The organism is Tateyamaria sp. (assembly GCF_059783535.1).
In genome coordinates this window covers 1-13093 of record NZ_JBYNDP010000107.1, presented here as the reverse complement: position 1 = coordinate 13093, position 13093 = coordinate 1, and the positions used below count along the sequence as shown (strand labels likewise).

The 13093-nt window shown below is 58.3% G+C and carries 5 protein-coding genes; 1 reads left to right on the top strand and 4 read right to left on the bottom strand.

What is annotated here, in order from left to right:
* Both AC6RA8_RS17075 and AC6RA8_RS17070 read right to left on the bottom strand, forming a co-directional pair.
* Positions 1 to 8332 (bottom strand): beta strand repeat-containing protein (locus AC6RA8_RS17075; protein WP_500354247.1); only part of this gene is annotated, 8332 nt, incomplete at its 3' end.
* A gap of 944 nt (positions 8333 to 9276) precedes the next feature.
* Positions 9277 to 9924, bottom strand: coding sequence for an RluA family pseudouridine synthase (locus AC6RA8_RS17070; RefSeq protein WP_500354245.1), 648 nt, complete (start codon positions 9922 to 9924; stop codon positions 9277 to 9279).
* A gap of 106 nt (positions 9925 to 10030) precedes the next feature.
* Between AC6RA8_RS17070 and AC6RA8_RS17065 the strand changes: the two genes are divergently transcribed.
* Complete coding sequence (locus AC6RA8_RS17065) at positions 10031 to 10828, top strand: CE1 family esterase (RefSeq protein WP_500354243.1); 798 nt, start codon at positions 10031 to 10033, stop codon at positions 10826 to 10828.
* Here AC6RA8_RS17065 and rarD read toward each other — a convergent pair.
* Together rarD and AC6RA8_RS17055 are read right to left on the bottom strand one after the other, a co-directional pair.
* Complete coding sequence (gene rarD / locus AC6RA8_RS17060; RefSeq protein ID WP_500354241.1) at positions 10825 to 11718, bottom strand: EamA family transporter RarD; 894 nt, start codon at positions 11716 to 11718, stop codon at positions 10825 to 10827. The genes AC6RA8_RS17065 and rarD overlap by 4 nt on opposite strands.
* Positions 11719 to 11765: 47 nt before the next feature.
* Positions 11766 to 13093: glycine cleavage T C-terminal barrel domain-containing protein (locus tag AC6RA8_RS17055; RefSeq protein WP_500354239.1), on the bottom strand; the 1328-nt coding region annotated here is incomplete at its 5' end.

Genomic DNA, 13093 nt, shown 5'->3' with positions numbered 1-13093 from the left:
TATAGCTGCCGGTACAGACATACGTATCGCCGGGCGCGATGCCATCCGTCGGGAAGGTCGGGCAGACGATGTCACCTGTTGGGATCAGATTGTCGGTGATCGTGATCGGGCTCGCCAGCGTCACGTTGCCGGTATTGGTGACCGTGTAGGTGTAATCAATTACGGCACCGACAAAGAATTCCGTTGCCGGATCGACGCTTTCTGCTTCTTTCAACAGCTCCATCGCAGGCGATTGGCTGGCCGGTACAGTTACGCTGTCTGTCTGACCTGGCGCGGGCCCTACAGCCGCGCTCGCGGTGTTTTCGACTTCACCACGATCCAGGTCCTCTTGGGTAACTGTATAGCTTGCCGTGCAGGTCCGCGTATCGTCCGGCGCCCAGGGTGCCGCAGCAGAGACGGGATCACAGATGGCGGGGGTGACAAGCAACGGGTCGGTAACCACGATCGGATCGATCAGGGTCACGTTGCCGGTGTTGACCAATGTAAATGTGTAGTCGAGCACGTCGCCTACAGCGTCGAAACTTGCGTCTGCACCCGTATAATCTTTGACGAAGCTAAAGGACGGGGCAGCGGCGATGTCCAGACTTGTCGGCGTATCGTCACCGTCGCCTGGAACACCGTTGTCGGTGATATCCGTTGTTGGTGGCCCGGTCGGCGGCGTGCCACTCACGATCGCGGAGTTTCGAATTCCACCGGCATCGAGGTCTTCTTGAACCAGCACGTAAGTGGCTGTGTAGGTGGCAGTCTCACCCACCTGCAATGTCCCAGCAGGCGAACCATCATCGTTCGAACTGAATGTTGGCCCTGTTGCGAGGGTCAGGGCTGTCCCGTCCTGCCGCTCCAAGGTGTCGGAGGTGACGTCAACACTTGTCAGGGTGACGTTGCCCGTGTTTTCGATCTCGATAAGGAAGCTAACAGTGTCGCCAACAGCCGTTCCGGTTGATGTGATGGTCTTGATCCCCGTCACTCCGGGTGAGGATGGCACGGCAAAGGTGGTTGGGTTGTCAGTCCCATCGCCGGGAACACCATTGTCCGACAGGTCACTCACAGGCGTGTCGCTTGGGTCTTGCGCCTCGACCAGAACCGAGTTGCTCAGCCCTCCACTATCGATGTCCGATTGGGTCAGGATATGGGTGACCTGATAGGTCCACGTCTCATCCACGTCCAGTGTCACGCCATCTCCAGCGATCAACGTTGGCACTGGCGCGGGCAGGATTGTCTGCCCATTGCCGTCGCGCAGCGTGTCGGTCAACGTCACCGTATCCAACGTCATATTGCCGGTGTTAGAGACGGTGATGTCAAAGGTGACGCTGTCGCCAACATCTGTTCCAGTGCTGGCACTCACGGTTTTTTCTGCCGTGACTTCCGGGCTGGGGCCTTCGACACTGACACTTTGTGTATCATCGGCAGTGGGTGGCGTCAGACCGCCGGGCGGGGTCGCAGTCCCGGTGACAGCATTGGTCAGATCCGCACCGGCATCCACATCCGCCTGCGTGACCGTATAGGTCGCGGTCAGAGTGACGCTTTCACCCGGGTCCAGCGATCCAATCACGCCGCCGCTACTGAGTGTCAGAGGGGACGTACCAGCCGCGCTTGTGTGACTGTCGGTCAACGTCACATCGGACAGGGTCACGTTGCCGGTGTTCGTCACAAGATAGCTGTAGGTCAGCTCTTGCCCCGCCTGCACATCGGTCGCGTCATCGACCGTCTTGTCGATGGTAAAGGCCGGGCCCCGTGTCGCCGACACCGTCTCAGTCGCTTCGGCCCGGTTGGGATCAAGCGGATCAAAGGGGACTTCGCTGCTTGCGACCGAAGCTATGTTTGTGACCTCGCCCGCATCTACGTCATCCTGCGTTGTTTCATAAGTCGCCGTACAAACGATGCTGTCGAGCGGTGCCAAACCACCCGCCGGGAATGCGGGGCAACTGACGCTGGCAATGCGGTCATCGCTCACCGTTGGAGCCGCAGTGAGGGTCACGTTACCCGTGTTAGAAACAGTGTAGCTGTAGGTGATGGTCACGCCAGGAGCGGCGAAACTGGTGATATCGGCGTCTTTGACCAGGCTGAAGGACGGCTCGGCGTCCGGACCGTCGACAAGAAGCGGTCCATCATCAGTCACTGGATTTGTCGGATCAGAAATCGGAACCGAAGAGGCACGCGCCACGTTGGTGAAGTCACCTTGATCAACGTCGGCCTGCGTGACGGTGTACAGGAATGTACAGCTCTGATCCTCTTCGCCGGGGGCAAGGCTGGGGACAGAACAAGTCTCCCCCGGCACTAGATCATCCGTAACCGTCGTCGATGTCAGGGTCACGTTGCCGGTGTTGCGCACCGTCACGGTGAACTCGATCTCTTGCCCAACCACGCTAAAGCTGCTGTCGGGCTCACTAGCGCTCAGGGCCTTGGTAACCTCGACCGCAGGCGCATCCTCTTCGAGCGGCGCAGTGACCGATCCGGTGGCGACTACCGGATCACCGGCAGGCGTCACGCCCTGCGCAGTTGCCGTATTCACGAGGCTCTGGCCGTCAACATCGGCCTGCGTGACGGTGTAGTCGCCCTCACACAGAAGCTGCGCGCCCGGCGCCAGCGTGACTGGCAAAGTCACCGCAGGATCAGTGTTCGACGCACCATCAAAGCAGCTCAAGCTTGCAAGCAAAGGGTCCGAAACGTCCAAACCGGAAACGGTCGTATCCCCACTGTTGGTGGTCAGGATCGCAAAAGTGATCGTGTCCCCTTCTCCGGCTGGGTCGGGACCACCTGAAACAGATTTGACCACAGACAGCGCGGGATCGTTCACGGCGGGCACGGTGACAGTGGCAGCAGGGGATTGAACAGGCTGCCCGGCAAACACAGTGTTGGCCGTGGCCACGTTGGTCACGAACCCGCCGGGCTGGCCAGCGGCCACCGCGTCCAGGTCTTCTTGCGTGACTGTGTACTCGGCTGAACAGGTAATGGACTGACCCACCAACAACTGCCCACCAGGAACGGCTGGACAGGTTACCGTTGTCTTGTCGTCATCAACGGTGATTGCATTGGCAAAGGCAGGCGCGGGTGTGCCCCGAGACGTGTTCTCGACCACGTATTCGTAGTTGATCACATCACCCACCGCAGTGAAGTTTGCCTCGATGGCGGTCTTTGTGATGCTAAGCGCCGGGTTTGCCCCGGAGGGAATGGTTTCCGATTCAGGGTTGGACGTCACGCCGTCGGAGGTTGCCGTGGCGTTGTTGGTGACACTGCCAAGCTGGATATCGGCGAGCGTCAGCTCGTAAACCCCAGTGTAGGTCACGCTGTCACCAGGTGCGAGACCTGCTGCGGGGAATGGGGCATCGATGGAAATAAACGCAGGCGAAATCAGGTTATCCGTGACCACAGGCTCGGTTGTGATGGTCGTGTTGCCCGAGTTGGTGACCGTGTAGCGATAGATCACGTCATTGCCCGCCGCAAAGTCCCCTGCAACCGGGGGCGGGTTCGCGTTCTGGATCGAAACGAATTCCTTCAACATGGTGAGTGCGGGTGTCTGGACGGCGGGAACGGTCAACGTGTCCGAAGTCGCGGGGACCGTAACACCCCCAAATGTCGACTGCGGTGAAGCAACGTTCGTAATACTTCCAGCATCAATCGCGGGCTGGTCTGCGGTCCAGACCAGTTCACAGGTCAGGCTCGCGCCGGGGGCCAGATCATCTTCGGAACACAGTTGCGGCGCACCGCCAGCAATCTGGTCGTCCGTCACGTTGATTGTGTCGGTGATCGTAACATTGCCTGTGTTGGTAACGGTATACATGTAGGTCAGCGTGTCACCCGGGTTGGTGAAACTGGTGGCGGAGCTGGCGGCAAGCGCTTTTGACAGTGACAGCGCCGGCGACTGGGCCGCCGTCACAGTCTCGGTCCGCTCGGGCGAAGAAGTGGTGATTTCCGTCGGGCCGCCGGGCGTGTCCGGAACCACGGTCTGTGTGATGGTCGCAGTCGCGCGGTTGAGCACGCTACCGGCATCCAGATCGTCCTGTGTGATCTCGTAAGTTGCGGTGCAGGTTAGTGTTGAACCGGGTGCGAGGCCGCCAAGTGGCAACGCAGCGCAGCTTACTGTCGTACGGTCATCTGCGACGGTGATATCCGCCGTCAGCGTTATGTTCCCCGTATTCGAGACAACGTAGTCATAGCTGACCACGTCGCCCACCGCCGTGAAGTTATCCCCGGCTGTTGCAGTCTTGGTCATATCAATGGCGGGCGCCTGCGTGGGGCCAGCCAATGTGACAGTGTCTGTGTCGCTGATGGATGCACCACCCGGTGCAGTGCCCGTAACCTCAACTTCGTTGGTCAGGAACCGAGCATCCACATCCGTTTGCGTGATGGTGTAGCTGTCAGCGAGCGCAGTCGCATCGGCACAGGTGGTGGTCGATGCGCCCGGCAGAAGGTCCGCCAAAGTACAGGAGAACCCGGTCAGATCGTCGCTCAGACTCAGGTTGCTGAGCGTCACGTTCCCATCGTTGAAGACTTCAAACGTGTAAGCCTCGGCACTCGTGACAGCGCCAAAAGTCCCTGATCCATCCACCTCGGTCTTGACGATACGCAGTACCGGATTGGCAGTGGCCACCGTGACAGTTTCGGTGTCGCTGTCCGTGGGCGGAGTAAGGCCGCTCGGCGGAACTGCGGTGCCGCTGACAATATTTGTCAGGTCCGCACCTGCATCGATGTCATCCTGAGTCACCGTATAAGTCGATGTCAGGGTTACTTCAGCCCCGGGTGCAATGCTGCCGGTATCGCCGCCCCCGGAAATGGTCAGTGCCTGAGTACCCGACGCACTGGTATGATCGTCCGCCAACGACACATTGGCCAGCGTGACGTTTCCAGTGTTCCTGACAACATAGGAATAGGTAATGACCTGTCCGGCGACCACGCTCACTGCGTCATCAGCTTGCTTCTCGACGGTGAAGTCCGCATCGCGACCAATGGCGGGCACAGTCAGTGAACTACTGTCGCCCGATGTCCCCGGGGTCGCCACACTCGCAATATTGTCGATTTGCCCATTGTCCAGGTCGGTCTGGGCCACGGTGTAGATGGCCTGACAGGTCGTTGTGTCAGTGGTACTGGGGGCAAGTGTCGGAATGGTGCAGGTCAGGCTGACTAACGGGTCGGTAACGACAATGTCGGTCAACGTCTGCGTGCCAGTATTGGCCACCGCAAAACTGTATCGGATTTCATCGCCAACCGCCGAAAACTCGGTCACATTCGCGGTCTTTGACAGGTTGACCGCGCGTGTAGCAGCCACAGGGTCTACCGGGGTAACCTGGGTATCCGAGGACGGATCGATGGTGTCGCCAGTGCTCGACATACCGTTCACGGTCGCAATGTTTGTAATCGTCTCCCGATCCAGATCTGCTTGGGTCACCGTGTACTCAGCAGTGCACTCCTCGGTGGCAAGAGGGCCGATGTCAGTCAGATCGCAAACCAGACCCGGGATCAGAGGGTCCGTGACCGTAGCTGATGCGATTGTTTGTTCGGTGTCGTTCGTCACCTGGAATGTGTAGGTGAGGATTTCGCCCACACTGGAGAATTGCGACGGGCCAATTTTGTCAAGCGTGAAGGACGGTGTGATGTCGACAGGGACAGTCGCCTCTGTCGATGGGGACACAACGTCAAACGGGCTGCCACCATTGTCGCGGGTGAATTGTGCTGTTGCGGTATTGACTACCTCGCCCGCATCAATCTCGGCTTGGGTCGGTGTAGTGCTACCCGTGCACGTGACCGAGTTTGGCGTACCTTGCCCCACTGGGAAAATCCGTTCGGTTTGAACACATGCAACAGTTCCCAGCCGTGGATCGTTGATCGAGATGGTTCTGCCCACGCCGATCGACCGATCACCGACATTGGTCACCGTAAAGGTGTAAGTGATCACGTCCGAAGTGCTGGACACACTGGTCAAATCGGCAGTTTTGATCAGCTCAATCGCATCCGTCCCTGCCTGTGGGACGGTCTCGGTGTCCGAGTTCGACGTCGTGGTTCCATCCGTTGCCGTGGCCGTGTTGGAAACGAACCCTAGCGCTTCATCAGCCGCTGTGATCGTATAGACCGCCTGACACGTCCGCGTCTCGCCAATCAGAAGATCGCCGGTGCCGCAATCAATTGGATTGGTGAAACGATCGTCGCTCACGGTCAGCGGCGCCGTGATGGTCGTGTTCCCGGTGTTTTCAATTTCGTAAGTGTAGGTGACCGTCTGCCCCTCAAAGAAGTCGACGGCCGGGATCACTGGCGCCAGCTTGTCCAACGTCAATTCGGGCATTTGATCGGCGTCGACCGTCACCTGCGCCTGGTCGGAGGACACTTCCGTCGCATCCGGGTCATCGGCCGCAGCGGTGGCGATGTTGGTAACAGAGCCCGCATCCACATCTTCCTGAAGCGTGAGGTAGTCATCCGACGTACAGGTCACACTGGTGCCCGGCAGGATCTCGGTCGCGGTACAGTTGGCAGATACCTTGTCATCGATTATGCGCGGACTGGTCAGGGTGACGTTGCCGGTGTTGGTCAGGACATAGTCGTACACCAGGGTAACGCCCGGCGCATCGAAACTGGTGGCGCTGCCCGGGTTGAGTTGCTTGACCAATGTCAGACCCGTCGTCTGCACAGCCGGAACAATCACAGAGTCCGAAGCAGTTGCCGCAACTCCACCGATAGTGATGGAGGCCGTCACCTCATTCAGCACCTCGCCAGCGTTTAGATCCACCTGCTCCACCGCATAATCCGCAGTACAGATCAAAGCGCCATTGGGCGGCACTGCACCCGCAGGGCAACTGACAGTTCCCCCTGCATCCGCGATCAAAGCGTCGGTGATCGTTGGCGGACCGGGCCACGTGACATTGCCCGTGTTTGTTACTTCGATCCGGAACTGCAGAACGTCGTCATCACTGTCGAAGTCTTGTTGCAGTGCTGTCTTGGACACGACCAGAGCCGGCGCTGCCGTCGGCCCGTCCACGGTCTCATCGACGCTACGCGTCAGCGTGGACTGCCCACGGTCCTGCGCGTTGGCCGTTGCGGTGTTGGCAAGTGGCGTACCGTTTTGGGCAAAATCATCCAGATCTGCCTGCGTGACGGTGTAGGTGCCGGTACATGTCAGTGTATCTGTGGGCAACAATGTCGCCTGCGAACAGGACAGTGACGGGATGAGATTGTCGGCCACACTCAGGTTTGTCAGTGTCGTGTTGCCGGTATTTTCCAAAGTGTAGTCATAGGTGATCACGTCACCCACGGCGCCAAAGGTCGTCTGACGCGCCACCTTGGTCAAAGTCATGTCAGCGGCAGCTGCTGGCCCGGGCAAAGTGACAGTGTCCTCAACTTCGCCCAATTGGCCAAATTCCGGATCACCATTGGCACGCGCGATATTTGTCAGGCTCTGGTTATCGATATCTTCCTGAGTGACCGTGTAGGTGGCCGTACAGGTGGCAACTTCAGGTGAGCCACCGCCGGTGGTTTCGTTGATGGTGGTCTGATCGCAGGATACCGTTCCGCCCTGCTCATCCACCTTGTCATCAAACACGGTCAGATTGTTGATGTTGACCGACCCGATATTTGTCACGGTGTAGGTGTATGTGATGACATCACCAACGGCGGTGTAGTCCGTGGCAGTGGTTGTCTTTTCGAACTCGTAGCCGGGTGCAATCGTGCGCAGCGCTTCATCGCTAAGGCTCAGACCCCGACGGAAATCCCAAAAGTTGTCGTTTGGATCATCATCCAGCACTTGGGTCGTTGTCTGACCCGTCGTCAACAGACTGTTCAGCAACGTCGGGTTGGTCGACGTGAACCAGCCGGTGTTGAAGCTGTTGTTGCCGAACCCGGTCTGAAATCCCTGACTCACCGTACCGGAGTTGTTGGTCCGTTCTGTCGTCAGACCAGACCAACTGCCGACATTCACGCCGTTCAGGATCAAGCTGATGTCGTCCTGGTCAAAACCGCCCGGCTGGGTGTCCCCATCGAACGCAGAAAAACGGACGTGAACCCGTGCAATGGCACCGCCAAAATAGTCGGTACAGCTCCGAATGCCGCAGTCGAGCGGAATGGGGTCATTCACAGTAAACGGATTGCCCCGGAATCGCGTTGGCTGGCCGTTGGAGTTGAAGCCCCGAAATGCGCCGTTTGGGTCACTGAATTGGTAATAGATCTGGCCGTTGACGCCCTCCATGACGATGACGACGCCACCAGCTTCCGGATATGCGCTGGGAAGCGAAATACTCGTTCCAGGAACGTTTGTCGTAAAGGGTGTGGCGTGTCCCGGGTCAGATGCAAAAAAAGATACACTGGTGGCCGCCAGCGCCGCCCGAAAGGCACCACTCAATCTGAACATTACCATCCCTCATTGGTCGCGCTTCTTGGCGGATTTTCTGCTCGTTACGCGCGCGATATTTACTGTCGGTAATAAGTCTTGTTGATCCTGAGAACAAAGTGACACTGCAACCGACAAGTCATCAACGGTTTTTTTGTCAGAAGTTTCCCCGTTGGAATTCTTGCTGAAATTGTCACACAGATGCCACAACTATTGAGTGTTTTCTGAGGGCGTTCACCTCGGAAAAGCACCATATATCCTGCCCAGAGGCGTCTTCGACACTATTTATGGGGCAGCAGCAATGATCGCGCGACACATATTCACTCAAGTCGCAGGTTCAACCATCACCATAAAGCAGCAGAAATTCAATGGCCCTACGGCGCCGATTTGACAAACTCAGTTGCTCAGCATTGCCTGTAACCTGCGAATAGCGGGCATGTTCAGCGCCGCTAAAGAACAGCCAATCGGGGCACAAGTTTCTCAAGATGATTTTTGCATCGCCATGCCGCATTTACGTTTGGCCAACCATTTCAAATGGGAACGACGTCAACGAACCACTCAAAAAACTAAAATGATTATCCCGGCACTTCGACGCGCAACACATCAGAGATACAGAGACAGTTAGAAAACCCCTGGCTTGCTGTGATGCAGAGTAGCAGTTCCATCGGCGAAACTGCGAGGCAGGTCATCCACCCGCAAGTAAGCTGCAGCCGGTCTAAGATTTTCCGCTAGGGATCGACTGGCGTGTTGTATGCAAAATATCCCTCAAGTTTGGTGGCGAGACGCAAAAAGACGCACACGTACATGCTGCAAAACAGGCGCGCATGGATGTCAGGTCGAGCAAAGTGCCCGCTGGCACTGCAAAACAGATGCCCATGCGCATGTTCGAAACAGCGTATCCAAGCTTCCCGGCACCAACACAACCCGCGGGACATGGCGCATCGCCCGAGATAGATCGCCATACCTCAGAATGGCGCCGAAGCCCGAAACCGCATCATCTTTCCACCGTCTGGATGCTTGATCCGCAGCTCTTCCGAATGAAGCATGAGCCGGTCAAACTCACGTGTAGGTCCTTCCGCATACAATGGGTCGCCCAAGATAGGATGCCCCAAAGCAAGCATATGCACCCGCAACTGATGGCTTCGCCCTGTCTGCGGGAACAATCGCACCCGGCTCTCAGTCTCTGTATCGCGCAGCACCCGCCAATCCGTGACGGCAGGCTTGCCGTTCTCGTGGTTAACATGCTGCTTGGGTCGGTTTGGCCAATCCACGATAAGGGGCAGATCAACCCGCCCTGTCTTGGGCGTCATCCGCCCCCACACCCTTGCGACATAGGTTTTCTTGGCCGCGCGCAGCTCGAACTGCTTGGAAAGAAAGCGCTGCGCGTGCGGCGTCAGGCCAAACACCATGACCCCGCTTGTATCGCGATCCAGCCGATGCACCAGCAGCGCTTGCGGCCACACCGCTTGTACCCGCGCCATCAGGCAGTCTGACAGGTGCTCACCCTTGCCCGGCACGCTGAGCAGGCCGGAGGGTTTCGACACCACCAGCATCTCTGCATCGTCGTGCAAAATCTCCAATGGATCGTTGGGCGGGGCATAGACGTCATCCATATGCCTCGCCTCTCAAATGCACAGACCGATGACAACCCCAATCACGTTTCGGGGAGTGATGCGATTGGCTCTTTGCTTTGCCGCATCCAAATGCACTTTGCATCGCATGAAGTATTTAATTGCCCTCTTGCTCGCCCTTCCGACCCTCGCCATGGCTCAGTGCGGCCCCGACACCGCCTGCGAAATTAACGGAGGCAGTTACCACATGATCGATGGAGGTGGCGGCAAGGAAGGCGCGCCCGCGTTGGTGTTTTTCCATGGCCACAACGCCACCGGGCAAATGATCTTTCGCGGCGGGATCAAGTCGGATTTTGCAGATGAGGGATACGTTGTGATCGCCCCCAATGGTCAACAAATCCCGGGACGTGAAACACGCTTCTGGCCAGGTCGTGATGGTAGCGCGCGAGACGACATTGCCTTCACACTCGGCGTGATTGAAGACGCCAAGACCAAAGCCTCCATCGACCCCAACCGCATCTATGTCGCCGGATTTTCTGCTGGTGGGTCAATGGCATGGTTGATGGCCTGCAAAGTGGCGGATCAGTTTGCTGGCTTCACCTCAATTTCCGGAGCCTTGCGCGAACCCAACGACACAGCGGGCTGCCCAACCACGCCAGTTCGGTTTCTGCAAATCCACGGCTTTGCGGACAACCAGGTCCCGTTCGAAGGTCGCGCGATCCGCGACTGGCATCAGGGTAGCCTCTGGGACAGCCTCGCGCTGGCGCGCACCAGTAATCAGTGTCGCACACACCCGGACACGATTGAAATCGGTGACCGTTTCCGCTGCCGCGATTGGAATGCAAGCTGCTCCGATGGCGCGATCAAGTTCTGCGAACATGACGGCGGTCATGGAATGCCGCGCGGCTGGACGACCCTTGCCCGCGACTGGTTCGAAGGGTCTTAGGCCGCTGCCCGCATCTGACGGATCATGGAGGTCGAGTAGATCACCAGAGCCGCCCAGATCATCGGAAACGCGATCATGCGGGCCTGTCCAAACGGTTCTTTGAACACCAGCACCGCGCACAAAAAGATCATTGTTGGCGCGATGTATTGCAGGATCGCAATAGTGGTCAGTCGAAGCCCCTTGGCACCATTTGCATAGAGGATCAACGGGATGGCCGTAACCGCGCCGCAGCCCAGCAAGAGCCAGTTGGTGCCCGTGTCGCCAATCAGGAATTGTCCCTGCCCGGTCGCCCCCAGCCATATGATGTAGGCCAGCGCAGGAACCAGCAGGATCAGAACTTCCAGCAAGAAGCCCTGGTTCGGTCCAATCGGCAGCTGTTTTTTTGCAAGCGCGTAGAAACCCCAAGAGACAGTCAATCCCAGTGCGGCCCAAGGCACGACCCCGGCCGATATGGTCAAAACGGCCACAGCACAGGCCGCGAGGCCAATGGCCACGAGTTGCGCACTCGTCAGACGTTCTCGCAGCAACACGGCCCCGAGTGCCACCGAAAACAGTGGATTGATGTAATAGCCCAGGGCCGCGTCCAGGGCGTGACCCCTGGTGATCGCCCAAACGTAGATACCCCAGTTCACCGTGATCAGCGCAGCAGTTACGCACCCCATGGCCAGCATACGCGGGTTACGCAGTGCAGCCATCAGATCGCCTGTGCGCCGCAATGCGATCAGTAGAACGGCAGCAATCGGAACCGACCAGATGATGCGATGTGCGACCACCTCGGCAGGACCGATATGGCTCAACATCTTCATATAAAGCGGCAGAAACCCCCACAGGAAATAGGCGGAAATGGCAAAGCCAAGCCCTTGGGGCGTGTCACCGGTCGGTTGTGTCATGGGGGTGGTCCTTTCGGGTCCACCCCTAGCATCGGTTCAGGGCCGCGTCACGCCTTCACGCGCTCGGATTTCGGGTCGTACATCGGCTTCAGCGACGCCTCTGCCCGCACACGCGTGCCAGCCACGTCGATCTCGTAGGTCGAAGCCAGAACATCCGCTGCGGCTTCGCCCTTGCACGGCACATATCCAAGGCCCATGGCCCCGCCCAGATGGTGCCCGTACGCACCCGAGGTCAGGTAACCCACGATCTCGCCATCCCGCACAATCGGCTCGTTGTGATAAAGCAGCGGCTCGGGATCGGTCAACTTGAACTGCAACATCCGGTTTTCCAGCCCCTCGTCCTGCTTGCGCAGCACCGCGTCACGCCCGATGAAGGACGGCTTGTCCTTCTTCACGGCAAAGCCAAGGCCCGCTTCCATCACGTGATCTTCGCAGGTGATGTCATGACCAAAGTGGCGGAAGCCTTTCTCGATCCGGCAGGTATCCATCATGTGCATACCGCACAGCTTCAGACCCATGTCCTGACCCGCGTCATAGAGCGTTTCAAACACGTGACCCGCCATGTCGGAGGACACATAAACCTCCCAGCCCAACTCGCCCACGTAAGTCACCCGGTGAATACGGGCGAGGCCCATGCCGATCTCGATCTGCTGCGCGGTGCCGAACGGGTTCGTATCATTCGACAGGTCCGCGGGCGACACGGCATTCAACAACTCACGCGAGCGCGGGCCCATGACGGCCAGGACACCTTCGCCCGGGGTGACGTCGGTGATCACCACGTTGAAGTCGCCCACGTGACGTTCCATCCACGTTTGGTCTGCCAACCGCGTTGCCGCCGGAGTTACCACCAGATACGCCGTCTCGGTCAGTCGTGTGACGGTCACATCCGCCTCGACCCCGCCGCGATTGTTCAGGAATTGGGTATAGACGATCTTACCATTCGGCACCGAATAGTTACCGCCGCCCACATAATTCATGAACGCCTCGGCGTCGCGTCCCTCGACACGGATTTTGCCAAAGGAAGACATGTCATACATGCCTACGTTCTGGCGGATGGCCATGTGCTCTTCGCGTACGTTGTCAAAGAAGTTCTGGCGGTTCCAGCTGTATTCATATTCCGGCGTCTGGCCCGCGCGCGCTATCCAGTTGGCGCGCTCCCATCCGGCGAATTCGCCCATGACGGCGCCGCGTTCCATCAGATGCCCGTGAAAGGGCGAGCGGCGGATGCCACGAGCTGTTGCCTTCTGACGGAAAGGGAAGTGATCTGCGTAAAGCAAGCCCAGCGTTTCGGTCGACCGTTCGGCCAGATAGGTCTTGTTGCCTTGGAACGGTTGCATCCGGCTGATGTCCACATCACCCAGATCGAACGGCTTGT

What these genes read in the sequence shown, in the direction of transcription:
- rarD (WP_500354241.1), bottom strand. Translation starts at nt 11,718, where the DNA reads ATGACACAACCGACCGGTGACACGCCCCAAGGGCTTGGCTTTGCCATT.
- AC6RA8_RS17070 (WP_500354245.1), bottom strand. Translation starts at nt 9,924, where the DNA reads ATGGATGACGTCTATGCCCCGCCCAACGATCCATTGGAGATTTTGCAC.
- AC6RA8_RS17065 (WP_500354243.1), top strand. Translation starts at nt 10,031, where the DNA reads ATGAAGTATTTAATTGCCCTCTTGCTCGCCCTTCCGACCCTCGCCATG.